The 26,011-nt window shown below is 66.7% G+C and carries 31 protein-coding genes and 2 pseudogenes; 10 read left to right on the plus strand and 23 right to left on the minus strand.

Annotated elements, in window-relative coordinates; all coding sequences use genetic code 11:
• Nucleotides 1–203 precede the first annotated feature (203 nt).
• The 7 genes from AC1P0E_RS32770 to AC1P0E_RS32800 form a co-directional block, all read right to left on the minus strand.
• Nucleotides 204–1,457, minus strand: coding sequence for a PP2C family protein-serine/threonine phosphatase (locus AC1P0E_RS32770; RefSeq protein WP_482746107.1), 1,254 nt, complete (start codon nt 1,455–1,457; stop codon nt 204–206).
• Between the two features lie 20 nt (nt 1,458–1,477).
• Nucleotides 1,478–2,488, minus strand: coding sequence for a SpoIIE family protein phosphatase (locus AC1P0E_RS32775; protein WP_482746108.1), 1,011 nt, complete (start codon nt 2,486–2,488; stop codon nt 1,478–1,480).
• A complete protein-coding gene (locus AC1P0E_RS32780; protein WP_482746109.1) occupies nt 2,485–2,973 on the minus strand; it encodes an ATP-binding protein in 489 nt (162 codons plus the stop codon). The genes AC1P0E_RS32775 and AC1P0E_RS32780 overlap by 4 nt, the downstream gene beginning before the upstream one ends.
• A complete protein-coding gene (locus AC1P0E_RS32785; RefSeq protein ID WP_482746110.1) occupies nt 2,957–3,367 on the minus strand; it encodes an STAS domain-containing protein in 411 nt (136 codons plus the stop codon). Before AC1P0E_RS32785 ends, AC1P0E_RS32780 begins: the two co-directional genes overlap by 17 nt.
• Nucleotides 3,364–4,242 (minus strand): STAS domain-containing protein, encoded by an 879-nt coding sequence (locus AC1P0E_RS32790; RefSeq protein ID WP_482746111.1) that lies wholly within the window; start codon nt 4,240–4,242, stop codon nt 3,364–3,366. Before AC1P0E_RS32790 ends, AC1P0E_RS32785 begins: the two co-directional genes overlap by 4 nt.
• A gap of 908 nt (nt 4,243–5,150) precedes the next feature.
• Nucleotides 5,151–5,882, minus strand: a complete 732-nt coding sequence (locus tag AC1P0E_RS32795; protein ID WP_482746309.1) for a hypothetical protein — start codon at nt 5,880–5,882, stop codon at nt 5,151–5,153.
• A 564-nt stretch (nt 5,883–6,446) separates the two neighbouring features.
• Nucleotides 6,447–7,625, minus strand: a complete 1,179-nt coding sequence (locus AC1P0E_RS32800) for a PP2C family protein-serine/threonine phosphatase (RefSeq protein WP_482746112.1) — start codon at nt 7,623–7,625, stop codon at nt 6,447–6,449.
• A gap of 659 nt (nt 7,626–8,284) precedes the next feature.
• On the opposite strand from AC1P0E_RS32800, the gene AC1P0E_RS32805 reads away from it, so the two are divergent.
• Nucleotides 8,285–8,446 carry a hypothetical protein gene (locus AC1P0E_RS32805; RefSeq protein WP_482746113.1) on the plus strand — a complete coding sequence of 54 codons (162 nt, stop codon included), beginning with the start codon at nt 8,285–8,287 and terminating at the stop codon, nt 8,444–8,446.
• 624 nt (nt 8,447–9,070) lie between these two features.
• Here AC1P0E_RS32805 and AC1P0E_RS32810 read toward each other — a convergent pair.
• The gene (locus tag AC1P0E_RS32810) at nt 9,071–9,502 is read right to left on the minus strand and encodes an SRPBCC family protein (RefSeq protein ID WP_482746114.1); all 432 of its coding nucleotides are present in this window, start codon (nt 9,500–9,502) and stop codon (nt 9,071–9,073) included.
• A gap of 318 nt (nt 9,503–9,820) precedes the next feature.
• Between AC1P0E_RS32810 and AC1P0E_RS32815 the strand changes: the two are divergent.
• A pseudogene (locus tag AC1P0E_RS32815) lies at nt 9,821–10,499 on the plus strand (transposase); the annotation flags it as partial.
• A 42-nt stretch (nt 10,500–10,541) separates the two neighbouring features.
• Entirely contained in the window at nt 10,542–10,928 is a 387-nt protein-coding gene (locus AC1P0E_RS32820; protein ID WP_482746115.1) for a hypothetical protein, read from the plus strand.
• An 82-nt stretch (nt 10,929–11,010) separates the two neighbouring features.
• Here the strand turns inward: AC1P0E_RS32820 and AC1P0E_RS32825 are convergent, their stop codons facing one another.
• Nucleotides 11,011–11,547, minus strand: a complete 537-nt coding sequence (locus AC1P0E_RS32825) for a S1 RNA-binding domain-containing protein (protein WP_482746116.1) — start codon at nt 11,545–11,547, stop codon at nt 11,011–11,013.
• Nucleotides 11,548–11,652: 105 nt separating this feature from the next.
• Here AC1P0E_RS32825 and AC1P0E_RS32830 point away from each other — a divergent pair, with 105 nt between their 5' ends.
• Both AC1P0E_RS32830 and AC1P0E_RS32835 read left to right on the plus strand, forming a co-directional pair.
• On the plus strand, nt 11,653–11,952 hold the full coding sequence (locus AC1P0E_RS32830) for a hypothetical protein (protein ID WP_482746117.1): 300 nt from the start codon (nt 11,653–11,655) through the stop codon (nt 11,950–11,952).
• Nucleotides 11,953–12,494: 542 nt separating this feature from the next.
• Nucleotides 12,495–12,833, plus strand: a complete 339-nt coding sequence (locus AC1P0E_RS32835) for a hypothetical protein (RefSeq protein WP_482746118.1) — start codon at nt 12,495–12,497, stop codon at nt 12,831–12,833.
• On the opposite strand, the gene AC1P0E_RS32840 is transcribed toward AC1P0E_RS32835, so the two are convergent.
• The 10 genes from AC1P0E_RS32840 to AC1P0E_RS32885 form a co-directional block, all read right to left on the minus strand.
• Nucleotides 12,822–13,913 (minus strand): IS630 family transposase, encoded by a 1,092-nt coding sequence (locus tag AC1P0E_RS32840; RefSeq protein ID WP_482746119.1) that lies wholly within the window; start codon nt 13,911–13,913, stop codon nt 12,822–12,824. The two genes, AC1P0E_RS32835 and AC1P0E_RS32840, sit on opposite strands and share 12 nt — an antisense overlap.
• 541 nt (nt 13,914–14,454) lie before the next feature.
• Complete coding sequence (locus tag AC1P0E_RS32845; protein WP_482746120.1) at nt 14,455–14,649, minus strand: hypothetical protein; 195 nt, start codon at nt 14,647–14,649, stop codon at nt 14,455–14,457.
• Between the two features lie 212 nt (nt 14,650–14,861).
• Entirely contained in the window at nt 14,862–15,143 is a 282-nt protein-coding gene (locus AC1P0E_RS32850; protein ID WP_482746121.1) for a hypothetical protein, read from the minus strand.
• A gap of 25 nt (nt 15,144–15,168) precedes the next feature.
• Nucleotides 15,169–15,369: a hypothetical protein gene (locus tag AC1P0E_RS32855; RefSeq protein ID WP_482746122.1), complete on the minus strand. Its 201-nt coding sequence runs from the start codon at nt 15,367–15,369 to the stop codon at nt 15,169–15,171.
• A gap of 66 nt (nt 15,370–15,435) precedes the next feature.
• Complete coding sequence (locus AC1P0E_RS32860) at nt 15,436–15,804, minus strand: PIN domain-containing protein (protein WP_482746310.1); 369 nt, start codon at nt 15,802–15,804, stop codon at nt 15,436–15,438.
• A gap of 8 nt (nt 15,805–15,812) precedes the next feature.
• Nucleotides 15,813–16,070 carry a hypothetical protein gene (locus tag AC1P0E_RS32865; RefSeq protein WP_454380460.1) on the minus strand — a complete coding sequence of 86 codons (258 nt, stop codon included), beginning with the start codon at nt 16,068–16,070 and terminating at the stop codon, nt 15,813–15,815.
• Nucleotides 16,071–16,139: 69 nt separating this feature from the next.
• Nucleotides 16,140–16,313: a hypothetical protein gene (locus AC1P0E_RS32870; protein ID WP_482746123.1), complete on the minus strand. Its 174-nt coding sequence runs from the start codon at nt 16,311–16,313 to the stop codon at nt 16,140–16,142.
• Between the two features lie 169 nt (nt 16,314–16,482).
• Nucleotides 16,483–17,208 carry a hypothetical protein gene (locus AC1P0E_RS32875; protein WP_482746124.1) on the minus strand — a complete coding sequence of 242 codons (726 nt, stop codon included), beginning with the start codon at nt 17,206–17,208 and terminating at the stop codon, nt 16,483–16,485.
• Nucleotides 17,208–17,780 (minus strand): RNA polymerase sigma factor, encoded by a 573-nt coding sequence (locus AC1P0E_RS32880; RefSeq protein WP_482746125.1) that lies wholly within the window; start codon nt 17,778–17,780, stop codon nt 17,208–17,210. Before AC1P0E_RS32880 ends, AC1P0E_RS32875 begins: the two co-directional genes overlap by 1 nt.
• Nucleotides 17,777–18,007 carry a hypothetical protein gene (locus tag AC1P0E_RS32885; protein ID WP_482746126.1) on the minus strand — a complete coding sequence of 77 codons (231 nt, stop codon included), beginning with the start codon at nt 18,005–18,007 and terminating at the stop codon, nt 17,777–17,779. The genes AC1P0E_RS32880 and AC1P0E_RS32885 overlap by 4 nt, the downstream gene beginning before the upstream one ends.
• A 529-nt stretch (nt 18,008–18,536) precedes the next feature.
• On the opposite strand from AC1P0E_RS32885, the gene AC1P0E_RS32890 reads away from it, so the two are divergent.
• Nucleotides 18,537–19,196: an HNH endonuclease family protein gene (locus tag AC1P0E_RS32890; RefSeq protein WP_482746127.1), complete on the plus strand. Its 660-nt coding sequence runs from the start codon at nt 18,537–18,539 to the stop codon at nt 19,194–19,196.
• A 381-nt stretch (nt 19,197–19,577) separates the two neighbouring features.
• The gene (locus tag AC1P0E_RS32895; RefSeq protein WP_482746128.1) at nt 19,578–20,024 is read left to right on the plus strand and encodes a hypothetical protein; all 447 of its coding nucleotides are present in this window, start codon (nt 19,578–19,580) and stop codon (nt 20,022–20,024) included.
• Nucleotides 20,025–20,622: 598 nt separating this feature from the next.
• Here AC1P0E_RS32895 and AC1P0E_RS32900 read toward each other — a convergent pair.
• Nucleotides 20,623–20,982, minus strand: coding sequence for an Imm51 family immunity protein (locus AC1P0E_RS32900; RefSeq protein WP_482746129.1), 360 nt, complete (start codon nt 20,980–20,982; stop codon nt 20,623–20,625).
• A 146-nt stretch (nt 20,983–21,128) separates the two neighbouring features.
• On the opposite strand from AC1P0E_RS32900, the gene AC1P0E_RS32905 reads away from it, so the two are divergent.
• On the plus strand, nt 21,129–21,944 hold the full coding sequence (locus AC1P0E_RS32905; protein WP_482746130.1) for a barstar family protein: 816 nt from the start codon (nt 21,129–21,131) through the stop codon (nt 21,942–21,944).
• Here the strand turns inward: AC1P0E_RS32905 and AC1P0E_RS32910 are convergent.
• Both AC1P0E_RS32910 and AC1P0E_RS32915 read right to left on the minus strand, forming a co-directional pair.
• Nucleotides 21,900–22,796, minus strand: a complete 897-nt coding sequence (locus AC1P0E_RS32910) for an IS5 family transposase (RefSeq protein ID WP_482746131.1) — start codon at nt 22,794–22,796, stop codon at nt 21,900–21,902. The two genes, AC1P0E_RS32905 and AC1P0E_RS32910, sit on opposite strands and share 45 nt — an antisense overlap.
• 64 nt (nt 22,797–22,860) lie before the next feature.
• Nucleotides 22,861–23,637 (minus strand): annotated as a pseudogene (locus AC1P0E_RS32915) (IS5 family transposase); the annotation flags it as partial.
• A 155-nt stretch (nt 23,638–23,792) separates the two neighbouring features.
• On the opposite strand from AC1P0E_RS32915, the gene AC1P0E_RS32920 reads away from it, so the two are divergent.
• Nucleotides 23,793–24,593: an alpha/beta fold hydrolase gene (locus AC1P0E_RS32920; RefSeq protein WP_482746132.1), complete on the plus strand. Its 801-nt coding sequence runs from the start codon at nt 23,793–23,795 to the stop codon at nt 24,591–24,593.
• Between the two features lie 112 nt (nt 24,594–24,705).
• Here AC1P0E_RS32920 and AC1P0E_RS32925 read toward each other — a convergent pair whose 3' ends face one another.
• Nucleotides 24,706–25,161, minus strand: a complete 456-nt coding sequence (locus tag AC1P0E_RS32925) for an SDR family oxidoreductase (protein WP_482746133.1) — start codon at nt 25,159–25,161, stop codon at nt 24,706–24,708.
• A gap of 56 nt (nt 25,162–25,217) precedes the next feature.
• Between AC1P0E_RS32925 and AC1P0E_RS32930 the strand changes: the two genes are divergently transcribed.
• Nucleotides 25,218–25,988: an NAD(P)H-dependent oxidoreductase gene (locus AC1P0E_RS32930; protein WP_482746134.1), complete on the plus strand. Its 771-nt coding sequence runs from the start codon at nt 25,218–25,220 to the stop codon at nt 25,986–25,988.
• Nucleotides 25,989–26,011 lie beyond the last annotated feature (23 nt).

A 26,011-nucleotide genomic window follows, 5' to 3' on the forward strand; every position in this document is an offset into this window, starting at 1 on the left:
CAGTGTGAAGGCAAGAAAGTGGTCGCAATCGCAGCGGGCCCGCGGTCAACTGTGACCGAGGGCCAGGGGTATTGAGCTGGGCTGGCTCGCAGTGGTGCAAGCGGGCCGGCGCCTGAGACTGGGTGACAGTGGAAGCCGCCCCCGGGTCTGTCTTTCGCGTCCATCAGGTGGGGCCGCGGTCCCGGTTGTCGAAGCCGGGTGCATTACGGACCGCTCCTGGTGATGCGGATGGCCAGAGCGAGGGTGTCGTCAGAGTGAAGGACCACGGAGCGCATGTCGGCCGCGAGGGAGCTGGGGATTTCAGCCAGAGGCATTGCCGCGTGCCGGCGCGCCGCCTCGATGAGGCGCTTTTCGCCTTCGATGGGGTCTTTGCGGCTTTCGGTGAGACCGTCGGTGTAGAGGATGAGGAGGTCGCCTGGGCCGATGTCGGCGTGCAGGACCTGCTCGCTGCCCGGCAGGGGGAAGCCGATGCCTCTGCCTTTCACCTCGAGGTAGCGGGCCTGTCCGTCGGCCCGGAGCACGAGCGCGGGAGGGTGGCCTCCGCTGGCCAGCTGCAGCTGGCCGGTCGCCGGATCCAGGCGGGCCAGGAGCGCTGTTGCCATGAGGTCGGGGGCCAGGGGCATGAGGATCTCGTGGGTTCGGGCCAGGATTGACTGCAGCGGATGGCCCTCGAGAGCCAGGGTGCGCACGGTGTGCGTCACGTTGAGGGCGCTGCGGGTGCTGCCCAGTCCGTGGCCGAGTGCGTCGACGACGGTGATGTGCAAAGTGCCGTCGGGCAGCGTGAACCAGTCGTAGAGGTCGCCGCCGGTGGGTGCGTTGGGGTCGGCGGGTTCGTAGTGGACCGCGAGCTCGAGCCCTTCGACGTTCAGCGGCGGTGGGCGCAGCGCGTCTTCGAGCTCCTGCAAGATCAGGCTGTGCGCGCGGCGCAGTTGTTCGTCGCGTTCTTCCAGTTGCACGTAAAGCGCGAGGACGCCGGCGTTGGTCTCGGCGAGCTCGTGCTTGAGACGACGCTGCTCGGCGCCGAGCGCGTCGGTTTGTTCGAAGGCCGCGCGCAGTTCTTCGTCGACGGCCTGGGTCTCCGTCCATGGTGTCCGGTCCGGCCACGGATCACGTCGGCTTTGGATGTCGTCCGGAAGGCTGCTGGTCACCGGCTGACTTGGTGGTAGCGGGATCGTGAATCTCCAGGTCACGGAGTCGGGGGACGGCTCTGTGGCGGGCAGCGGCAGGCCTGACGCGCTGAGGGGGCCAGGCGTCTGCGGGCACCGCAGCGTGACAGCCAGGACGTAGGAGTCCGCATCAGCCCCCGCTTCTTGGGCCGTGTGCAGGGTGACGGGGCGGCCGGCCCGCACTTCATCTTCGGCCAGGTCGGCGGCGGACAGCACAAGGCGGGCTCTGACGTCCGCCGGCAGCCGGTATGCGCGTGCGAGGCGGCGCACGGCCCGGCGCAGCGGCGGCATGGAGTGAAAGGGGTGGCCTGTCATCGGGATTCCTGGTGTGCCCTGACGGCCAGCACGGTGGCGTCGTCTCGGCTGGAACGGTGGCCGTGGGCGAGGGCCGCGGCCAGCAGAGGTGGTGGCAGGCGCAGCATGGAGTGTGAAGGGGCGTGCGCCCATTGGGCGTTGATGCCGTCGCTGTGGAGTACGGCGGTGGTGTGAGCGGTGAGCGGGATGCTGTGGGTCTGCGGTGTGGGCATCTTCCAGCCGACTATCCCTGGCTGTCCGGTCAGGCGGTGGTCCACACCGCGAGGCGAGAACGCCAGGGTGCGGACGTTACCTATCCCGCAGTACTGCGCCTGGTCGGCGTACAGACGCAGGACGCCGACCGCCGCTCCCCTGGAGTGGCGCAGCGCTCGGTGCAGCACGGCCATCAACTGGGGCAGTGGTTGGTCCGCCGCGGAGCGGAAGGCCCGCAGCGCGATCTGCGCGACTTCGGCAGCCTGAGGCCCGTGTCCGAGCCCGTCGACGACGATCGCGGTGCGGATCTTGTCGTTCTCCACAATGGCACCGGTGTCACCGCACTCTTGTTCACCTTCGGCCGCCAGACACAGGAACCCCACGTCCTGCCCCAGGCCCGGCTGGCCGGGCAGGGCAAGGCGGGCGGACACCAGGGTGCCGACGCCGGCCTCGGTACGGATGATCAGATCGGTCGCCATCCGGCTGACCGCTCCCAGGCCGGCGCCCAGGGTGCCGGTGGTGGTGTATCCGTCGGTGAGGCAGCGCTGAAGCTCGGACATGCCAGGGCCACGGTCCGCGGTGAGGACCTCCAGGCCGGCGCCCAGCGGGAGCGACTGGACGTACAGGACGCCGTCCTTGGCGTGCTTGACGAGGTTGCTGGCCAGTTCGGAAGCGATGACCGCGGCCTGATCAGGCATCGCTCCCGGCAACTGGCACTGCTCGGCGCACGAGCGGGCCACGTCCGCGGCCAGTTGGACAGCACTGTGGTGATCGATGCGCACGAAGGCGGTCGGCCTGATGGCCGTCCGTGTCACCGGTGTGCCCAACGAGTAGCAATCACTGTCATTCCGGCACCGGGCTTGGTGTGCACCTCGAAGTCGTCCATCAGGCGACGCGCGCCGCCCAGGCCATGGCCGAGGCCCGCCCCGGTGGTAAATCCGTCGATCAGCGCCGACTCGAGATCGGAGATGCCCGGACCATCATCGCTTATTGTCAGCTGCACGCCCTTTATGCCATTGCGGTGCGGGTGCTCGATGGTCAAGGTGCCGCCCCCGCCGTGGATGTAGGCATTGCGTGCCAGCTCGCTGGCGGCCGTCACCACGCGTGTCTGATCGACGATGCCGAAGCCGGCAGCGAGGGTGGCTGCCCGTACCGCATGGCGAACCGCAAGCAGGTCTTCCTCGGTAGTCAATGGCACCCGGATGGTGGGCTCCGTCGCGCCGCCGCCCGGCGTGAGGCAGCCCCCGAGAGGGGCAGGATTGGTGCCGCCGGGAGTGCTTGTCTTAGCGAGTTGCGTCATGTCGGGCCCCTTCCGGGGGCTGCGAACTTTGATGCCAGCCCAGGGCAGCCATGCCCTGTTCAGCATTGAGAGCCGTTTCCACGCCGACGAGTTCGATCCCGAGTTCGACCAGCGTGATAGCGACGGGCGGCCGCATCCCGGCCACAATTACGCGTGCGCCCAGCAGCCTGGCCGTCATGGTCAGTTCCATGAGCGTACGTGCCACGAACGAGTCGATGATCTCGAGCCGGGAGATGTCTATCAAGACGCCGCGTACGCGGTCGGCCGAGATGCGCTCCGTGAGCTCGTGAGTGAAGGCCAGGGCGGCCTTGTCGTCGATCTCGTTGAGCAGCCCGGTGACCAGGACGTTACCCAGGCGCAGGATGGGAACGCCCGTGGACACTCGCCCGTTCATCGCGACGCCAGCGCATCGGAGAACGGCAGGGTGCCGGTGGTGAGTTTGATGGCCTCGGAGAGGGCATCGGAGAGGGTCGCGCGGGTCATGATGGTGGACAGGTCGATGCCCAGCTGGGCGATGGTCTGCGCGATCGGCGGCCGGATACCACTGATAATGCAGTCCGCACCCATCAGCCGCACCGCGTTGACAGTCTGCATCAAGTGCTGCGCCACAGCGGTGTCCACCGTGGGTACGCCGGTGATGTCGATGATCGCGACCGTCGCCTCCTGGTCCTGGATGGCCTGGAGCAGGTTCTCCATCACCACCTGCGTACGGGCCGTGTCCAGGGTGCCGATGAGCGGTACGCCCAGAACCTGCCGCCACAGCCGCACAACGGGAGTCGACAGCTCCAGCAGCTGCCTGCTCTGCCTGCGGATGATCTCCTCCCGTCCCTCGACGTAGGTGTCGAAGGACAGAGCACCTGCAGCGTCCAGGAGCCGGTTGATCAGCAGTGCCGCAGAGAAGAGCTCTCCGCTGTCCTGCGTGCTCTCCTGCACCGCTTCCAGCAGCGCCTCCTTCAGCGCGAGCACGGCCAGCGACGTGGCCGTCGGGGACTCGCCGCTCCTGGCTCTGCGCAAGGAGAGTTCGGTGACCGCACGGTTGAGATCGGCATGGGAGGCGACGAGGCGCTCGACCGGCAGAGGACTCTCCAGTCCGGTGGCGACAGCAGCGACCAGGGTGTCGGCCTCCTCGCGCAGCTCACTCTCCCGCATACCGGTGCTCAGAGCGGCCTGCTGCATCTGAAGCTGCACCCACCGGTCTGCAATCTCATCGACGCGGCCCTCCATGGCGCCAACGACACACTTACGCGCCGCCACCTCACTACTGCTCACCCGGACTCCGTTCGCGAATCGCCGACGGCAACGCCCCGCCGGGTGTTCCACTCAGTTCGATTGTTGCCATGTAGCAAATATAACCACGTGGCACACGTCTATGGGAAGCGCCTGCAGGCCTCGCCGCGAGCGGCCCGGCGGCGCACGCCTCAAACAGCTGACCAAAGGCGCGCCCGCGCCGACGGGCGCCTGCGCCTCCCGGAAACTCACGGCTTGGCCCATGGCCAAGCGGCTCAGGAATGGAGAGCGGAGAGCACCTCACTGACGGAGAGTCTCCCGTCCCATGGGGGCGTGGAAAGCGGAGCCGCTCCGTAGGCGTGCCGTGAGCCCGATGCGCGGTGGCTAGTCGCGGCGGGGCGCGCAGGTGCTCCTTGGGGCAGGCCGGTGCGCATGTTCCTACTGTCTCGAGAGGTACCGGCACGCGGTTCCCCCTCGTCGGCCCGAACGGTTGGACGCGCCAGTGCCCCACAGCCGAGGCCCCGTTGCCTGTGCCGCAGGCTAAGGCGGCACAGCCTCCGGCGATTAGCCCGGGGCAGCGAGCCTGGTCATCGGCCGATGCTGGCGATCTGCCGCTTCTATCCGATGGCGCCGCTCAAAAGGCCGCTGGAATTTCGCACCCTTGGTCCTGGCCGGGTGCGAGAAGCTTGCCGCCGCTCGTTGGGCAGCGGCAGGCGACAGAGTCCGGTTCGCAAGCGGGGCTGGATCGGTTGCACAACGGCCGATGACCGGCACGGGCTCATCACGGCCGTGCCGGTCATCGGCCTCGGTTCACACCACCCGGCGCAGCGCGAGGTTCGCCGCGGTGCCGGGACAGCGGCCGCCGGGCTCAACCGGCCCTCTCGAGCGGGGCGTGCTGCACAGCTTCTAGGGAGTTGCCGTTGGGCGGACCGGTAGGAACAGTTGGGACCTCAGGACTTGCCCGCCGCGACCTTCTTGGGGTCGACGACCTCGTCGGCGGGCGGAGAGGTTGCATTCACTGCCTTGTTGTAGTCGGTGAAGTTCATGGTGCTGGGGTTCTCGCCGCCCTTCGAGTTGGCCTTGAGGAGGTACGGCTTGCCCTTTGTGGCGACGTACAAGGAGAGCGTCTCGCTTCCTTCCTTCTTCGTCAGGACAATGGCCTCTTGTCCGTTGACGGTGGTGGTGTCGCCCTTCTTCATGCCCTTGCGTTCGGACTTGTCGTTGTCCATGGCGGCCAGGAAGGCTTGCTTGTCACAGATGTCCTGCGTGCTGGCCTCGTCGGCAGGCGTCTTCACCCAGCGGCCCTTCAGCTGCCCGATGATCTTCTCTGAGCCGGGTTGGTTCTTCAGGGAGTTCTTCCAGAAGGCTTCATTGCCCTTGACGTAGCCAGTCTCCGTGGCCTTTATGACGTCGGCCGCGCCGCCCTGTCCGGACAGCGTTCCCGTGCAGTTGTCCTTCGCGTCGACCTTGAAGTCGACCTTGACCGTACTTCCGCCCTGCTGCCGCGCGGTGCCGGCCATGTGCACGGAGGATGCCGCGTTGGTGGCCTTGACAGCCTTTGCAGCAATCGCATCGGCACTCTGTCCCTGGAAAGGCTCATCCGCACCGTCGTCGCCACCACATGCCGTGAGGCCGGTCGCCCCCACACACACCATCGTCGCGATGGCGATCAACCTGGTCATCTTCATCGTTGTTCCCCCTCGCCGCAGGCGGTCTTCCACCGCCCGTGTGCTGACGGCTGATCAACAGCCGTTCTTGGTACACCGGTTACCCCCGTTTCGGGGCTCTGCACAGCTTCGCCTTCTTGTGTGCGCAAGAAGGTGAACAGATGAACGGGTTCTTTCCCGTTCGTAGGCAACACCCCCTGCCACCGGCTGCTCTCGGAACCGGGGCTCTGACTCTCCGTTAGCCAGTTAGATCTGCACCTTTACGTTCAGCGGTGCCGGCATGGGCGCGGCGGTAGGTGCCGGTGATCAGCGACGCTCGGGTTGAAGGTCCCTCTCAAGAGCACTATTCGGCACGGCAGGAGCTCGCTGGGAGGCGGCCCCACCCGGGACGCCACCGGCGCCTCCCGCGGTGAAGTCTGAATCCGGGGATGTGCCGTCGCGCCTCCGGGTCGCTCCCATGACACCTTGGCAAAGGAGATAACACGGGAGGCCACCGCCGCGTGCACTGCGTTCCTTCCTGGGGCAGAATCGCAGGCCAGCGACCCATCTGTCGCGGGAAGGACGCATCGGGCCAATCACTTAGTTCGAGGCGGAATCGGTGCGGCCGAACCAGTCCAGGCACAAGACCAGCGCGTCGTCTTCAGCGTCCGCGTCGCGGTACGACGCCAGTTCCTGCAAAAGCGCCCGCGGCACCGCAGCAGCCGGCAACAGGCCGACAGACTGGATGGCGCGCGCCAGAGCGCGCTCCCCGTACGCCTCGCCGGCCCCAGAGAGAGCGCTGTAAACGCCGTCGCTGACGAAGATCAGGCGGTCGCCGGGCAGCGCCTGGAAATTCTGGGCCGCATACGCGGTCTCATCGAACATGCCCAACGGGAGCTGTGCCTCGAAGTCGACGTGCTCTACGACCTTGTCCCTTTGCCGCCACAATTGAGGTGATCCGGCATCCACTACCTGCCCTCGGCCGGTGGCCAGCTCGAAGGACAACAGCAGGGTGGAAACGTATACCTCTCCGCGGTACTGCGCGTAGATGGCCTGGTCGGCCAGCGCGGCCTGGTCGGCGATGTCGATGCCGGCCCTGCGGGCGTTGCGCAGGGCGTTGACGGCCAGGTTGGTGAGCAGGGATGCCTGGATCCCGTCACCCATGCCGTTGGTGACGCTGAGGGTGAGGCTCTCGGCCGTGCTCGACCAGTCGAAGTTGTCGCCGTGGATGTCGTAGGCAGGTTCAAGCTGCGCCCCGATCGCGTACTCAGGGCGCGTGCAGGCCCTGGCGGGCAGCAGCTGCCACTGCATCTCCGCAGCCAAGGTGAGGCGGCTGGCACGCCGGGCCTGTAGGTACACGTCGGTGTCGCGCTCGGCGACAACAATTTCGTGCCCCAGCACTTCAGCGAGCTCGGTCAGTTCCTCAACGGTGTCGGGCGTGCATCTGTGTTTGGGTAGACGCACGGTCAGGATCCCGAGCCTGTCTCCGCGGACGGTCACCGGCAGGTGCAGATCAACGGACCCGTTTCGAGCCACATACTGCCCGAACGGCTCCTGGCTGCCGAACGCGCGGCCTTCCGGACTGGATTCCACCGACAACGGTTGCGCCGTATGAGGCAAGGCCGTCACCGGCTGCAGGCAGGTGAGGCTGTAGTCGGCCATCAGCAGGTCGACGCCAACGGCTTCGTAGTACTCGATCAGGGCGGCTCGCATCGCACTGAAGAGCGCATGAGGTGCGGCCGACCGTACAGCTCGCCCCGCCGCCAGAAGATTCGTCACAATAAGACCATTTCGTCGGAAAGTAGATGGATCAGACAGCTTAGGTAGGCGCCCCACCAAAGGAGAGCGGGGCGCTTGCTATGTCCCCAGTTGCCCCCACAAGGACCCTCTACGACTGCAGGAGCCGCATCAAAATATTGCCGCATGGCAAATATTTACTTTACGGAGGCACCGGCGCTCCAGGGCGGGCGTGTGTCCACGCCACGCGGCCTGTTTTTAGGCAGGAAGCCTGAGACAGCCGCGTCACGGACTCCGCCGCCATCCACAGGACGCGCAGCCTGGGCGGTGCACCAACACGTTCTTACTGCGCTGATTCCGGTCGCTACGCGCCTCGGTCGGCCACTTTTCCTCCCACACTTGCCGGTCGTGGGTCGACGAGCAGGACCAGCCGTCAGGTCCATGCGACGGCACGTCCACTGGGCGCTGAGCGATGGATCCAGCCCAAGGCAGGGCGTGCGTTCTCCTGACTGAGCCGTGCGGCGACTGTACTGCGACCCGCAGTGTCCGAAGGTGACGTTCACCGAGCAGGTGCCGGGACTGACCGCTGCCAGCGCGCACGGCGTTGCTGCACACGTGGTCGAGTCGGCCGGTGTCGTGCTGACCGGCCGGGGCCGGGCGAGGATGCTGCGGTTCCTGAACGTCGCAATCTGGCACTCACCGTGCTCGCCCAGCTGATGCAGATGCCGCCGCCGCTGGTGGTCACGCCCGGTGGTGGGGTGGACGACTTCGCACTCTACGGCGATACCTACGGCGCCCTCCTGGTCGACGCCACGACCCATGCACCGCTGACGCTGCGAAGGGAAGGGGGGCCGAACAGCTGAGCCAGTGGCTCAGCGAACATCCCGACGTCGAGGTGCTGCCGCAACGACTCGCTCCCCTACCGGCAGGGCGTCAGCCATTCTGGTGTGTGCCGCCACGGAGGTCGCACGGCTGGGCAAGAATCGAGGCGGCGGCGGTGCTGGCGGCGACTGCCACTCCAGCCACCGTGATCGTCATGACCACTGCCAGGGAGGGGAAGTCGGCCGCCCACGCCTTCAGCGTCGTACAAGCGATGGCCGAGATCACGGGCTGCAGCTCACGCCAGGGCCCAATGGCCGCTTGTCGCCCACCCTCGACGTCGGGTTTGTCAGGTCGTAACCGCGGTCCGCGAACAGCCTGCGGCGCCGCAGCCTCTTCGCGCCAGGTGTGTATGCGCTTACCGCGAAAAGGGTTCCCGCCGACGGCGAGGCCGGTGCCGCTGTATCGACCACTCTCGGTGCACCGCCCTGCGGGCCGCGGCTGCCGCTGGCCGATGGGTGGGGGCTGGATCCGCAAGCCTTCACGCACCGGTGGGTGGCAAGGGGCCGACTAGAACGTCGGTGGGCACTATTCGAACTCCGGGATGTGCGAGCCGCGAGTGCGCCGTCAAAGATGCCGTCGCTGACCGGTGGTTCTGCCGCCTGCTGCTATCGCGAGGAGGTAGCCAGCGCCTCAGCCGTGTGCTGGAACTGTCCCAGGTCGTAGTTGGCCAGCACCTTGTCCAGGTTGGTGAGAGCACCTAGGTGCTCGATGAATCCCTCGGGATCGTATTCGACCTGGAGAGCTACTCGGCTAGTGGTGTCGCTCAACCGGTGAAAGGTGACGACGCCCGAGTGGTGCACTCCAGCGACAGTCTTCCAGGCGATTCGCTCTTCTGGGACGACCTCGGTCAGTTCGGCTGCGAAGTACTTGTCCGCTCCGGGGAGCGACAGCCACCACGTGAACCGCTTCTCATCGATCCGGTCCACGCGTTCGACGTGGCTGAGGAAGGTGGGCCACTGGGTTACATCGCTCCACAGTCTCCAGCTCAGGGAAACGGGGGCGTTCACGTCCACGGTCTCAACAAGGGATGACGACATCGTTCGAGGCGTTCCTTTCTGTGCTCTGTCCGTGCGGCACGTCCAGCCGGATGGGCCGGTACTTCCACCCCTCCAGCCTGTCTCATGGCGACGGCAGAGACGTGCACGCATCTTCACCTGCGTTGGTGAGTGTCCGTCTGTCCTCTGGTGCGTCCGCTACACCTTCGTACGTCGAGGAATCCGCCACCGAGCAGCAGGACGTGTCAGGGGCTTGGCTCAGCGATGTGAGCGCCGTTGAGTCAACCTGCTGCGATATGGCCACGTATGGAACCGCGCGTTTTCGGAATTGCGATTTCTGCCCTGGCCCGTACGGTGCGCTACGGCCGCAGCGTCGCCTTCCAGCTTGCGCTGGAGGAACGCGGCTGGTCATACGTGGTGGCGGTAGACCTCAAGGAGATCGCCCGTCCAGCTGCAGCCGAGCCGTCCCAGCCCGTCTACGGCGGGCTGGGACCACCCACCTTGCCCCGCTACTGCGAGGTTCATCGATGCCGACACCTCCTTCGAGGAGGTCACCTGGCGTCAGGGCAGCAAGGGCACGATGACTTCGCGTTTCGCCGTGCTCGAAGTGCGGCCCTCAGGCAAGGAAGCCTCCGGCACCGCCCAGGAACAGGCCGGCGGTCGAAGCCGGTGGAACAGTGTTCTGCCCCTGCGGGCCCTGCTGGTCGAACATCCGGAGGCCTCAGCTGAGCCGACCGGCTACTGGATGACCGACCTGCCCGCGACCACCCCGATCGCCGACTTGGTGCGGTGGGCGAAGATACGCTGGCGCATCGAGCACGACTACCGCGAACTCAAGCACGGTCTGGGCCTGGACCACTTCGAAGGCCGCACCTGGCGCGGCTGGCACCACCACGTCACCCTCGTCACCGCCGCCCAGGCCTTCCTCACCCTCCGGCGGCTCGACCCAAAAGCCCACACGGCCTGCCCCTCTACCCGCCGGCTCAAGGAGCTGGAGCGGGAGGGGGCTGGAGGACGAGGGCATCGAGGAGGGCAATGAGAGATCAAGGCTGAGCTGGACGTCCAGCTCAGCGCCGACGCCTTGACCACGTTCAACGGCGACCAGGCCGTAATGCGGGACCGCGTCCCCATCCGCCTTTCAGGACCCCTGTCCACCCTGCTCACCGAACTCGCCGACCAGACCCCCTCCGGCTGGGCAGCGAACTCACCCAGTCGCTGGCTGTTCCCCGGGACCCGCCCCGGCCAGCACCTCTCCGCCACCGTGCTCGCCCGCCGGCTTACCACGCACGGCATTCCTATCCGTCCGGCCCGCAACACCGCGCTCACCCAACTCGCCCAAGACCTCCCTCCGGCCGTCCTGGCCCCACTCCTCGGCCTTCACGTCGTGACCGCCGCACAATGGCGACGGCGAGCCGCCACCGACTGGACTGCCTACCTCGAAGTCCGCTTGACGGTCCCACAGCTTTGACACCCAGCTAGGCCGTGTATTTTCGGATCATGCCGGGCCCGGAAAAGGCTGGGCGGGAACCGCCCAGCCCAGCGTTCAGGAGCTACTGGACAGGTTCGGCCAGAAGGATCCGGTTCCGCTCGTGGTCAACCGTCACGATCTGTACGGACATCTCCTGGCCCTCGAGGAAGGCCTCCCTGGACGCAGCCGGTCCGGTGAGCGGAACGAGTCCCTCGACGCAGTCGGCGAGACGTACGAAGACTCCGATGGACGCGATCTTCGTGATGCGTCCGCCGATGACCTGACCAACACGGAAGCGAGGCAGCAGGTCTTCGTGCTCGGCCCACTCGGCGAGCACAACCCCCACTTGGTGATTGTGGGCGGCGTGCCAAACGACCTCGCCGGTGACGCGCTGCCCCACGGTCGGCAGCTCCATGCACCTGGGCATCCTGTCGATCCTGGCCAGGCCCACGGCGTCGGGGCGGCCGTCGATAGACAGGAAGACACCGAAGGGCTGCCGGCCGACGGCTTCACCGGTGATGTGGGTACCGACGGGCAGAACGCGGACGGTCTCGGTCCAGGCCGAGACCGCGTCGTGCACTCGCCTGCCGCTCTCCCTGGGCCAGGAGTACTCGCTCATCCGCAGATCATGGCATGCTCCGGTCACCCCCGGAGAGGCGGCTGTGAAATGGGTATCACCGCGCGCCCCGACCGGGCAGCCAGGCGGGAATACCGCACGGTTCGAATGACGCTCCCCGCCAACTGGCGCATCAGCGTGGACCGCCCAGCGCCGCGAGGCATACCCGACCTGGAAGCCCTCACCTCGCTCGTCGGCGTAACCGCCCGATCGAACCGCAGCAAGTCCGACCAGGACCCGGGCACCTGGATGCCGCCCAGCCAAGACGTCCACTGCCAGTACGCCGCCGAATGGACTGGAACCAAGCTCCGCTGGGACCTGACCGTCGACCCGCAGGAACAGGCCGAGCTGCTCGACCTCGCCGAGCAGTGCCCGACCACCGAAGTCCACTTCGAACCCGCCCCGTAACGGCCTTCGTATCTGGGTGCCCGCGTCCAAATACGGGCGGAGTCGTTGTGCAGGGCGACGCGTGCGCGAGCCACCCCCCATGGGTTTGTGTCACGTCGGGGCCCTGGCCACTGTGCCTGGCGAGGGCCCCACCCCCACCTTCGCTTCGGCTTGTCGTCGCCGGGAGTTGCGCCCATAGGGCATGGGGTGACCACGTCCGACTGGGTGAGAACGAGTTGTAACCGACGACCCCAGCTCCATCAGGTGCAGCAGGGCGACCCTCATACGGGTGAACCCCGCAGACGTACCGTCTCGGCAGTGAAGTGGCTCGGTTGATAGTGGGAGTTACCAACCTCAAGGAGCGTTCATGGGTGTCCCCATCGTTGGCGGGATGGTCGATAGTGTGATCGGCATTGTGAATGGCGCAGCGGCTGGCATTGCGCCTCAGTTGCTGGCCCTGGCACGTGGTCTAGGTGTGCCGGTGTGAGTGACGTGGGCATGCTGTAACTGCTCGACGTCATTGAGTGAGGTCCTACTCTGAATTCGGAGTAGGACTTCGGCGTTTGAGCGGGCATGAGGTCCGGTTCGCCGAGCCCGACCGGCCCGGCAGCGCGCCGTACGAGGTGACGGACGCCAACGTCGGCATCAGCGGATACCGGGGCCGCATGGAGTTCCTCAAGCTCATCTGGCCCGCCGCCCGGCGCCGGGCCCTTTCCACCACGACCGAGACCACCGCGGCGACCACGCAGCAGGACCGACCGCTCCCGAGCAGGAGCTCGACCGCTTCCACGCCCTGTGGCAAAGCGCCGTATCCGACGGCGGGCGCTCTGAGCCGGCAACTTCTACGGAGCCGAGGTCACGACTGGTGCCTCCCTATCCACTGCCCCGTCCTAGTGACCTGAGTCAGAGATTCGTCGGCAGTAGGCGGCGACTTTGTCGAGGATCTCGTCGGCGGTCTTGGTCCAGATGAAGGGCCGTGGGTGTTCGTTCCAGTCGGCGAGCCAGTTGCGGATGTCGCGTTCAAGGGCCTGGACCGAGCGGTGGACACCTCGCTTGAGTTTCTTCTGTGTGAGCTCGGCGAACCACCGCTCGACCAGGTTCAGCCAGGACGAACTGGTGGGCGTGAAGTGCAGGTGGAAGCGTGGGTGGGCCAGTAGCCACTGCTTGATGGCGGGTGTCTTGTGGGTGACGTAGTTGTCGAGGATGAGGTGCACGTCGAGGTCGGCGGGCACTTCCTTGTCGAGTTTGGCGAGGAACTTCTTGAACTCGACAGCCCGGTGCCTGCGGTGGAGAGAGCCGATCACTTTGCCCGTGGCGACTTCCAGAGCGGCGAACAGGGTGGTGGTGCCGGCGCGGACGTAGTCGTGGCTTCGGCGTTCGGGAACTCCTGGCACCATCGGCAGGACGGGCTGGGACCGGTCCAGGGCCTGGATCTGCGACTTCTCGTCCACGCAGAGCACCAGGGCTTTCTCCGGCGGGTCGAGATACAGACCCACCACGTCACGGACCTTGTCGATGAACAACGGGTCCGTGGACAGCTTGAACGTCTGCGACCGGTGCGGGGCCAGGGCGAACGCCCGCCAGATCCGCGAGACCGCGGACTGCGACATGCCCGTCGCCGCCGCCATCGACCTGGTCGACCAGTGTGTCGCGTTCTTCGGTTTCTCTTCCAGCGTCTTGACGATGACCCGCTCGACATCGGCGTCGGTGATCTTCCGTGGGACACCGGGTCTGGGTTCGTCGGACAGGCCGTCCAAGCCACGTTCGAGGAAACGCCGCCGCCAGGTGCGGACCGTGTCCGCAGTGACCTCCAGCCGACGGGACACCTCCATGATCGAGTGCCCCTCGGCGCACTCCAGCACAATCCGCGACCGCTGAGCCAAAGCCTGGGCCGTCGTACGACGACGCACCCAGCCCTCCAGCACAGCCCGTTGGGCATCGGTCACCGACAACGGCGGAATCTTCGGACCCGGACGACTCATACCCAACCAACGACAAATCTTCGACTCAGGTCACTAGCACCTCTTGGCTGATCGGTAGTCCGACCTGCCGCAATGTCACAGGGTCAGCGGACGGGATGGACTCCCGTGCGGTGGTGGCGGAGGTGCTGGAGCGGGCCGGTGCGGACCGTACGGTGGGGGCGCTTCACTCGCGCAGGGCGTGACCGAACGGCCGTGGCGGCGTTGAGACGGTGACGCGTGCACTGGCTTGGACCCCCACGTCGGGGCCGGTGCCGTCCGCGGCTCCGATTCCTCCCGGCGTCGGGGCCGCGTCCACGGACCCCGGTTCCCTTTTCCGGACCGTGTGACCGACAGCCCTGGTCTTGCCCTCGGGACCAGGGCTTCGTGCTGCCGGGCGCCGTTGCGTGCGACCCCGGGCCGAGTGGTGGAATGGCGGGGCTGCCGGACCTGTGGGCCCAACCACGGTGTGTCGGCCCGGCAGCCCGGAAGCGCGGCGCCGGGGGCGCCTACGGTTCGGGGTGCGGTGCGGAAGCGGTGGAGGCCGTGCCCGCACCGCGCGCGGTCAGCGAGTGGGCCAAGGGGAACGGCGGGCGAGGATCGTCCACTCCTCATCCGCCCGGCCGGGGACGAGACGACCATCCGTCTCCCACCGCTGGGCGAGCGCGGTGAAGATCGGCTCCAGCTCGGGGCGGGGAACCGTTTCGCTTCCTCTGGGCTGTAGGCCGATGACGGGGGTGAGCCGCATCGTCGTGGTCACGTCGGGCTCAACGCCGCGTGGGCCGTGCGGGTTACTCACGCGCATGGCCAGATTCGCGGATGTGACTTTCAGCGGTATTCGGCGGGCCCTACGAACGGCGCCGCTGGGTAGACGGACGCGTTGGACCGTAGTTGGCGGACCGTTGCACCACAGTTGGCGAGCCTTGAGCGGAATGTCAGCGTCGAACCAACAAACAACTCAGGGTGCGCACCTCATCTCGTGCCGCGAGCGTCCAAGAGCCGCCGCTGCACGTCCGACACCAGCTGCTGGAGTCTTCCCGGCCGCACACCCTCACGCTCCATCCACTCGTGAAGGCGCGGACACAGATGCCGAACCATGCCCAATCCGTGGCGACGCAGCACTGAACGGCTGATCGAGATCTCTTCCTGAAGCTCTCTCCGGAGATCATCGGTCCAGCCCTGTTCGCGGTCTTCTTGTTCCAAAGGAGCCTTGAGAGTGGCGACGGCCTCATCGAGAACCGCGAGCAAGTCCATCACTCCTCCCATGTGCTGAGGTGGGCTACTTCGCCGCAGCCGGATGCCGGACTACCCGTTTGAGCTCTTTCTCCACCTCGTACCCGTTCTGCTCTGTCGCCCGGGCATGCTCGGTGATCGCCATATGCACGCGCGCAGCAGTCTCTGCCGTCAACGCGTTCGCCTGCTGCTCGACCCACGAAGCCCGCTCGAGTTCGATGAGCTCATCATTCAGTTCGATTGCCACGCCCGGATCCTAGACCGCGGGTCTGACAGCGCCCGGAACGCGCCACCGCGCCGGCGCCGGGCCGGCTCAAGGGTTGAGGTCCAAGACGCGGACCGGCTCACCCTCCCATCGCTTCGGGATGGTGGTGGCCACAATCGCACCTTCCGGACGGTCGGGCGTGGGCTGCGCCGCGTACTGGCTGTGGGCCGCTGCCCAGGTTTCCTGGCGCGCCACGGTCAGGGCGGCGGCCAGGTCCAGGTCGACGACGGTGATGCCCGGCAGGGAGGCCAGATGCTCCGCTGTTCCAGGCCGGGCGCGGTCCGCCTCGACCAGTGCGCACGCCGGGGCGTACAGGAACCAGCCGGATTCGGCGTGGGCGCGGTGGATGAGCCGGGAGGCGAGGATGTTGCCCTGGCCGGCGGCGGCCATCGCCGTCTCGTCCAGGACGATGTGCATGGCCTCGGTCACCGGCTCTTCACCTCGGCAAGGCGCCGGTCCAGCTCGCTGTCCAAGTCATGTTCCTCAGCCGTGGAAGGGGCGTAGCCGTTCCACTCCTTCAGCGCCGCACGGGCCTGCTCCGCGCGCTCGGCGCGTTCCTGTGGAGTTAGCAGGGTTTCGGCGAGGCGAGCAAGGTAAGCGCGCAGCGACAGACCCTCGGCGGCCGCGATGGCGGCCAGCCGGTCCTTGGCTTCCTCGGGGATACGGACATTGGCATCAGACATCGTCGTACTCCTTCCCATCCCATAAGGGTACGGGTACGTACCCGTACCCGTCGCCCAGTCGACGAACGTTCAAAGACGGCTCTGAACCCACACGCCGAGGACTCCGGCCAGGGCGGTGCCGGTGCCGTAACAGACTCCGCGCAGCAGGTGCATGAGGGCAGTGCGCCGACTGCAGGCTGCCCAGCGCACGAAGCGGGTCAGCGGACCGGGGCGGGGAGCGGGTGGATCCGGGATGGGGGGCATCGGGTGCTCCTTGACGGAATTCGGGCATGGTCGGCAGCCCCCGGTCGCCCGTGGCGTGATCCAGGGACTGATGTGTCGGTGCGGTCTTCAGGAGGGGTTGTGACGTGGCCGTTGCCGCGCCGCGCTGGTGCCTCGCGGCCATGAGGCACCAGCGCGGCCGCAGAGTGAGTCAGGGCCTGACGAGGGCCTCGGGGAGCTGTTCGAACGTCATGAAGTTGCGCAGCTCGGTGTTCCACGGGGCTTGGCGGGCGAGGCCATCGGCTATGGGCGCTCTTCCCTGGACAGGGTGTGGACGGTGCCGGTCAGGGGTGTAACCGAGCATGCGGGCGAAGGTCCGCCACAGGCGGGCGTCTTGTACGCAGTCGGCGCCGGCGTGGTGGGCGGCGAGCAGGTGGGCTGCGAGAGGATCGCCCGCTCCGGCGGCGAAGCGCCACCAGTACAGGGCGCTTTCGCAGCGGTCGATGGTGTAGAGCAGGCAGGCGAAGGTGCGGGCGCCGGTTTGGTCGTAGTCCGTGTCGAAGGCAAGCAGGGTTTCGATGTCGTCGGAGCGCAGCACGCTCTCGCAGGTGCGCCGGACGTAGTCGAGTACGGCCGCGGGGCGCACTGTGGGGTCGGGCGTGATGATCGGGGTGGGGCGGCGGCGCAGCGCCCTGCGGATGCGGGGGCGGGTGGACCGCTGGAAGAGCGGCTTGTACGAAGGGGGTGGCGCAACGGGCCCGGCCGGCTCTTCTTCCTCCTCTGCGGGCTGCGGGCCGGATCCCACCTGCACCCTGGCCGGGCGGGCGGCGTCCTGGGCGATACGGACGGCGAGGCGCTGCATGAAGTCGTCGGTGTCGTGTGTGCTGATCATGTCGTGGAGTACCTGCGCCTCGGCGCGCAAGGTTTCTTCGATCATCAGGAATCCCCTTTCCCCGGTTCGGGGTCCATGAGGGCTTGCAGGTTCTTTCGTCCCTTTTGGATGTTGGCCTTGGCGGCTTCTTTCGTGATGTTGAGGTGCACAGCGATTTCGTCGACGGTCTGGTCCTCGAGATAACGCAGCCGGACGCATTCGGCCTGCTGCGGTGCCCGTGCCCGCAGGCGGTCAAGGGCGTGGTCGAGCCGGTCGTAGCCGCGCAGCATGAGGATGTCGTCGACCGTGGGTGTGTCGGCGTACGCGGTGTAGGAGGTTCCCGGAATGGAAACTTCGCGGTTGGTGTGCCGGGCACGCTTGCGGTAGAAGTCGGTGATCGCCGCGCGGAGGATCATGTGGGCGAGGGCAAGGGGATTGGGATGGGCCTCGATACGGGGCCACTTGCGGGACATCTGTATCCCCGCGTCCATGAGGGCCTCGTCGGCGTCGTGCAGATTACGCAGCCGCCGTACCGCGATGCGCAAGAACTCTTCCTTGTGCCTGGCGAAGAACACCTCGAAGGCGTGCAGTTCAGCAGGCCGCGTCAGGTCGCTGCCCTGTCCGGATGAATCGTTCACCGCACCTCCCGCTGGTATGGAGGAAGCGGGATGCGGCGCAGCCCTTGCGGGGCCGGCTTGTTCTGCTGAGGGGGGAGCGATGGTGTGACGCGCACAGCGGAGCGGTGCTCCGGGCGAGCCTGCGAGGCGATGCGGACGCCACGGCAAAGACCGCGGTCGAAGCCCGCGTCGGTCAGCTGGTGGGCGACGGCTCGCGCCGTCGCCCACCAGACCTGGTGAAGCCTCACGGACCCTCCTTCGTTCCAAGTCGGCTTCTGACACGCGTCGTTGCGAGCCAGGATGAGCAAGAGTCGGTGCTCTCACCCCTACACCGATCAGAAGAGGCCCCGGAGGTAACTCTGCGGCACGCGTTCTTTTCGGAACGTGATCATTCGTTCGGTGACACCCTGTGTGACCTGCACCCCCAGGCTGCTACGTGACGCTAATCACATCGGCACCGTGCGCATACGCCACGGACTGCCACCCCGCTGCGCCCGGCGCACTACCAGCATGGACACGCCAGACCTGACACTTCGCAAACGTGATCACCACCAGCGCGATGCGGCGTACGCCCCACGCCGGCGAACCGACGCCTGCCGCTATACGTGGGTTGGACCGACTCCCCCGCTCGGGGCGAGACTCCGGCTCCACCGAAGGCAAGGGCTTCGAGAGCTCACGACAGGGGCAACGTTTCTCCGGTGAACCGCACCACCCGGGCGAGTGAGCAGCCCGGCGTCTTGGGCAACCGGCGGCCCATACAACGCTATCCATACGTTCGTGATCAAGAACCTGCTGCGCGCCGCTACGGCTGCCACGCTCGCCATCCTGCCCGTCACCATGTCTTCGCCGGCGCACGCCGTCGAGACGCTTCCGCTCAGCGTCGCGGTCCACCAGCTACCCCTCGCCGATGAATCCCGCGAGGGGTACACGCGCGACAAGTTCCGCCACTGGAATGCCGGGCAGAACCCTTCGGACGGGTGCAACACCCGCAATGAGGTCCTGATTGCCGAGGCCGTCGAGCCGCCGACCGTCGGCCCCGGGTGCAAGCTGAGCGGCGGCACCTGGTGGTCGTACTACGACGCGACGACGGTGTCGGGCCCCTCTGGCCTCGACATCGACCACATGGTGCCGCTCGCCGAATCGTGGGATTCTGGCGCCTCAGCATGGACCGCGCAGCGCCGCGAGGCATACGCCAACGACCTGGATGCCCCCACCTCGCTGGTCGGTGTCACCGCCAGGTCCAACCGCAGCAAGTCCGACCAGGACCCGAGCACCTGGATGCCACCCAGCGGCGAAGTCCACTGCCAGTACGCCGCCGAATGGACCGGAACCAAGCTCCGCTGGGACCTGACCGTCGACCCGCAGGAACAAGCCGAGCTCCTGGACCTTGCCGAGCAGTGCCCGACCACCGAAGTCCACTTCGAACCCGCCCCGTAGGCGAAACGTCGACGCCCCTTGCCTGGCCTTCACGGCGACAAGGGGCGTTCTCATGCCCTTGAGCCGAGCACCCGCCCCGGCGCCTGACCAGGCACTCGTCCGGCATGCCGACGGACCACATCACCTGTGGCAACCGTCCGCAACGCATTCCAGTCACAACCCTGTTGCGTGGCCGAAACCAGTGCAATGCTGTGACGGCGGTGATCCTCTTTCCTCCCAAAGGCAGAGATCCCTCACCTGGCCCGCCCATGTGCTGCCACGTAGGCGGGCCGCGCCGTCCCTCCCGGCCTCCCCACGGGAGGGCCGACGCCTGCCATCTGCTGGTGAGTTCGCATTTTCTGTGGCCGGGCACCTACGAAACACCTTCAGAGAGCGGGGCACGTGAACGGCCCGAAAGACGCGGCATCCAGCGAGGCCGCTCAAGAGCACCTGATGATGACCCTGCTGCGCGAATCCGCCCAGCTGCGCCAGATCCTGGATCTGCGGGAGTACGAATCAGCAGACGATGATCGCCCGTATGACCATGCGCTGCACGCAGCTGCCCGTCGCATGCTGGATCCGGTCGACAAAATCACCGTCCGCATGGCGACGGAGGCAGCGAACCGCGGGTCCTTCCACTGGACGCTGACTCTGACCGGCATGAGCAACGGCCGTCAGACCATCGTCGGCGACCAGGGCGTCGTCCGGCCCGGCCCAGCAGAGACCCGCGAGACGATCTGCGACCGCCTGATCAGCACCGTCAGGGCAGCCGCAGAGAAAAGAAACAGTCAGCCGTTGACCGAGGCGAAGGTTCTCTTCTTCGACCTACAGCCAAACGACCTGAACTGACCGGCCAAACCTGTCACGTCCGACGGCGTACAACCGTTCCCACATGGGCCCACCGCGGCCTTCGGCCCTCTGGCCGCAGCCCCTCTTGGAGTGGCTCAGGGAACGGGGCGTTGAAACCGTCACCTCGGCCGGACAGGGGGCACAACCGGACCGGGCCCGGACCGGCGCGTCGTCAGGAGCGGCATTGGCGGCCGGATCGGATTCTTAAACCTTCGGCAGCCAGCGGATTGACACTGGCGAGTTTTGGTCCCGCACCATTGCACGGCTTGCCTGCAGGATCGTTTACTCAGTGGCCGCTGACGACACAGCCATCATCAGCGAAGCCAGAACCAAAGATCGGCGTACGTGCAAGTCGCAGAGGAATCGTCAAGACCTGTGGATGGTTCAGGTAAGTGCCGCCAGGAACTCCAAGAGCATGGTGTGGAGGAGTTCCGGTCGTTCGAGGTGCAGGTCGTGGCCCGTGCCAGGAACGCTCATCGCCACAGTTGTGGGCCGCTGCTGGAGCATCTTGTCGACGTCCGGCTCGGAAAGGATGCTCGACTGGGCGACTTTCAGTGATTGTTTTCGAAGGTCCCTGTCCTCGCTCCGCTCACGGGTTCTAGCGGTCGAGGAAGAGCGGATCGGCGGTCAGGATGTACTGGCTGAGGATATCGCGGTTATGGAAGGCGGAGTGGAGGAGGACGGCCAGATCCGTGAGGACCTTGAAGTCGGTGCTTGAGACCACGAAGGTGCCAGCCTCTGATCCGAAGTGGAGATCGTCGACGCTTTCGGGCAAGTGGGAGCGGACCAGTGACTCGGCCAGGCCTTCCCAGCCGTGACCGTGACTTTCGGCGTTGTGTTCCTCGAAGACGTCGGCGACCTGCTCCATGTCGCCATCGAAGAGATAGAGGCAGTGGGAGGGGTCGGATTCACTGCCTTCGTCCAGGTGGAACGGGGCCAGGGCTGATGTGTCGGTCATGCGGCGATGGTATTGATGGCCCCGCCCCCCCCACCCGCCGCCCGGGTCTGCACGCTCCCGCACGTCCTCAGTCCTGGGGCCACAACTCAAGCCGAAGAGTGGAGCCGAATCGGCGACTCTGTAGGCTTTCCGGTTCGGGAGGTGCAGTGGAGGCAGAGGGCCGTGCAGGGGATGGGTGCAAGTACGCCTTGACCAGCGATGGGGACGAAGGTGACTTCCGGGGTTTCGCGCGGGAGGCCCGAGGTCTGTTCGTCCCGCTGGAGGACGGCCTTCGGGAAGTCGAACTCCTGGGGTGCTTGCCGCAGGGATCTCTGCTGACCTGCCTCGATCATCTCGGTGGCCGACGCGCATCTGCGGGTAACGCGCATCTAGCCCTCCTCGATGCTGAAGGTATCGAGATGGGTTCCTACTTCGTCAACGATGTCACTGCGACCGCCGCCAAACCATCCCTGCATGGTGCAGGTCTCCTCGATGTCACCGTGCGTTTGTGGTGCGACGAGCTACTGCCTGGCTCGGAGCGAGTATGGGAGTCGCTTCGAACGGGGCAGCTGAATCGGAAAGGGCTGTGGTACTCGCTCAGCCCTGAAGGCCGACGTGCCTGGCTGTCCGTAGCTCTGTGGTCTCGCGAATACCAGCGCCGTGGACACCCCGAAGACGCCGAGCCGGGGCGGGTGTTCACTTTGGACGGCCGACAGGTCGTCGATGTCGACAGCTTCTACTGTGCGCTGGGTGAGGCAATCAACGGGCCCGGCGGGTACTTCGGATGGAATCTCGACGCCGTGGACGACTGTCTCAGGGGCCGCTGGGGCGCCTCTCCTCCGTTCACCCTGGAATGGCAGCATTCAGACGTCGCGAGATCACATCTGGTCCGTCATCACGCGGTAGAGAGTGACACCGGGACCCTCTTCGAACTGCTCCTAGAGATCTTCGAGGCTCACAACATCGAGGTTCACTTGCGGTGAAGTAGGGGGTGCCTTCTTCGCCCACTGGGGCTGCTTGCGGGTGAGCCGACGGGTCATCAGCGTGAGGAATGACCAGGTCAGGTGGGCTTCCGCGTGTTGCGGCAGGCGCTCGTAGTCGCGGGCATTGCGGCGGGCTTTCATGATCCACCCGATGGTGCGTTCCACTCTCCAGCGCCGTGGAAGGACGACGAAACCTCTTGCGTCGCGGGGGCGGGAGACGGTTTTGAGGGTGATGTGGAGGAAGTCGCGGGCCCAGTCGGTGAGTTGGCCGGCGTAGGCGGAATCGGCCCAGACCTGGGTGATTTGCGGCTGAGTAAGGCGGAGTCGCCAGAGCATTTCGCGGGCCGCGTCCCGGTCGGTCATGTCGGCGGGCGTCACCATGATCATCACTGGTAGGCCCTTGGTGTCGACCGCGATGTGTCTCTTGCGGTCGTTGATTCTTTTGGCCGCGTCGTAGCCGCGGGTGTCACGGCTCACCGTCTCGGCACCTTTGATGGACTGGCTGTCGATGATCAGCGTGGCGGGGTAGGGGCATCGCCCCAGGCCAGTGCGGATGTGACGCCTGAGCTGGTCACGGATGAAGGCCACTACTCCGGCCCGGTTCCAGCGAGCGAAGAACCCGTAACACGTCTCCCAGGGAGGGTAGTCGGCGGGGAGTGCCCTCCATTTGCAGCCGTTGTCGGCGACGTAGCGGATGGCGTCGACGATCTGCCGGCGGGGCCACTTTTCGGGGCGCCCGCCGGTCTTGGTCTGGCAGGCCGGGACGGGCAGGAGCGGTTCGAGAAGGGCCCACTCGGACAGCGTGGTATCGGAGGGATAGTGGCGGCGCCGGTGGCGGACATCGGTGGGCATGGCAGGACTCGTCGTGAAGAGGGGCCTGAGCGGCTATTTCGAGAGCTGGGCGAGGGTCGAGCGGACACCGGTGAGCTGCCGCGATACCGACGAAGCCGAGGAAGTGGTCGGCTCGTTGTTCATAGCGACGATGCAGGCGGCGGAAGCCGTTCAGCCATGCCACCGTGCGTTCGACCACCCAGCGGTGCCGGCCGAGGCGTGCCGAGGATTCGATGCCCTTACGCGCGATGCGGGGCGTGATACGTCGGCAGCGGAGCCATCGTCGCAAGTGGTCGTAGTCGTAACCCTTGTCCGCGTGGAGCTTGCTGGGCCTGCGCCGCCTCGGTCCGCGACGCGACCGGATCGGCGGGATCCCGCGCACCAAGGGCACCAGCCCCAGGCTGTCGTGAGTATTCGCAGCGGAGATACCAACCGACAGGGGCAGCCCGTTGCGATCCGTGACCAGGTGGATCTTCGATCCGCTCTTGCCACGATCGGTCGGATTCGGTCCCGTCAACGGCCCCCCTTTTAGGGCACGCAGGCTGACGGAGTCGATCGCACACCGCGACCAGTCCAGGTCGCCATTAGAGCCGAGCCGGTCAAGCGCGACCCGGTGGAGTTTGGCCCAGACTCGGGCTGCCGTCCAGTCAGTGAAGCGGCGGTGCACCGTCTGCCACGAGGCGCCGAAGATCGGCGGAAGCTGGCGCCAAGTGCAGCCAGTAGTGGCGACGAAGATGATCGCGGCAAGGACCGCACGGTCATCGGCCCGACGTCGACCGCCGCCCTGCGGCCTGATCGGGGGCTGTGGAGCCACCGTCGTGAACAACTCCCATAACCCGTCCGGCACCAGGTCTTCCATCATTCCCACGCCGAGGACAACGACGGTCGTTGCCCAAGAACTCGCGATGCGCGCCCCTGACTTGCGGGCGATCTTAGCTTCGCGCACTGATAGCTGCGTCGCTTCAGAAGCGATACGATACGTCTCGTCTCATCTTAATCTCGCCCTGGAGGAGCACCATGGAACGCTTCATCGACGCAGCACCCGGTGTACGCCTCTGGACGGAGGACCGGGGCGCCACCGACGCGTCTCCGCTGCTGCTAATCATGGGAGCGCAAGCACCCGGCCTGGGCTGGCCGGACGAACTGGTGGACATGCTCACCTCCCGCCATCGCGTGATCCGCTACGACCACCGCGACACCGGTCGCTCCACTTGGGCGTTCGACCAGCGGCCCTATCCCCTCAACCAACTTGCGGAAGACGCCCTCACGGTGCTGGACGGCCTCGGCGTCGAACGCGCCCACATAGTGGGCATGTCACTGGGCGGCATGCTCGCCCAACTCCTCATCGCCGACCATCCTGACCGGTTGCTCAGCGCGACGCTGATCGGCACCCGCGCGCTCAGCACCGTCCCGTACGTCCAGCCGGACGGAAGCCGGGTCTCGCCCGAGGAGCTCCCCGGTATCGCACCCCGCCTGCGGATCCTGGGTGGCAATCAGCTTCCCTTCGACGCCGAATACGCCCGCGCCCTGGAGCGAAAGGTCATGGAGCACACCGGGCACTACGCCACCAGCACCGCGCATGCCCGCGCCGATGCGTCCAACCTGGATCGCACCGAGCAACTCGCCCAGACCACAGTGCCCACCCTCGTCACCTCTGCTCCCGCCGAACCGGTCTCCCCGCCGCCGCATCCCCACCACCTCGCCCAGGCGATTCAAGGTGCACGCATCATCGAGATCCCCGGCATGGGGCACGCACTCCCACGTGAGGTGCACACGCCGCTCGTCGCCGCGATCCTGGACCACACCACCAGACGCTGATGCGCAGCCGGACCGGAAAGCTGCCGGGACCACGGCTCCCGATCCAACTGAGACGACTTCTTACAACCCCGAAACCGCTGCTTCAAGCGGTGTGAGGTTGACACAGGGGGTGTCATGCGAGGATCTCCTTCCGCTCAGCGGGCGCGCCCGCGCGGGAACCTATGCGGTACAGGACTTCGCCGCTGCCCGGCCGCCGCACGGTGACGGCGATGCCGGAGAGGTCGACGATGTGCCCGACCTCCGCGCCCGCGGCAAGCTCCAAGAAGGCGCGGGCCTGCTGTATCGCACGTTCCGGGTCGATTACTCCGGACAGGTGATGGACGCTGTCTCCGTCGAGTGCCGTCGCGGCTCCGGTGAGCTCAGCGAGGCTGCCTGCCACCACCTCGACGGCGGCTGGAAGGCGAGCTTGTTCCGGGTTCCGGGCCAGGGCTCGCACTCGCCTGTCCGGCCCGAGCAGCCGGTCGACCAAGACACGGCCGACCAAGTAAAGCCGGCGCCGCCGTACCTGGCGGACGAGCCGGCCGCATGAGCGCCCGTCTCCCTGCCCACGGTGGCCGGATTCTTTCACTCCATGGCCATCTGGCGACTGGTGTCGTACGAGGGCGAAAGCGCACGCTCGAGGGCATGAACATTCTCTGGATCTTCGCCCACCCTGAGCAGCGCTCTTTCAACGGCTCCCTGATGTCCGACGCGCTCGGCGCACTCGACGGGCTCGGACACGCGTACCAGGTGTCCGACCTGTACGCGATGAAGTGGAAGGCAGTCCTCGACGCCGACGACTTCGGCGACGGGCCGCCCGTCCGTGAGCGGCTGTTCGTCGGCGCCGAGCAGGAACGCGCGTACACGACGGGCGAGTTGAGCGCCGACATCCGCGCCGAGATCGAGAAGCTGGCCTGGGCCGACGTCCTGGTCCTGCACTTCCCTCTGTGGTGGTTCGGGCCTCCGGCGATCCTCAAGGGCTGGTTCGACCGGGTCTTGGTGCAGGGGCTGGGGTTCGGCGTGAAGGCGCCGGACGGGCACACCCGCAGGTATGGCGACGGCGGTCTGGCCGGCAAGCGGGCCCTGGTCGTCACGTCGGTGGGGGCCCGGCCGTCCGGGTTCGGGCCGCGCGGGATCCACGGGCACGTGGACGAGGTGCTGTTCCCGCTGTTGCACGGCACGTTCTGGTACACGGGGATGGCGCCGCTCAAGCCGTTCGTGGCGTACGGCGCCGACCGGTACGACACGGCTGACTACGCCCGTACGTCCGCCGCGCTGCGGGAGCGGCTGCGCACGCTGCCTGACGAGGATCCGCTGGCGTACCGGCCCGAGGCGGGCGGCGAGTACGACGATGAACTCGTCCTGCGGCCCGGCCTCGCGCCGGACCGCGACGGCCTGGGGATTCACCAGCGGTAAGGGCGCAGAGGTTCCTGAGTGCG

The organism is Streptomyces sp. TRD_SC_5 (assembly GCF_056836825.1).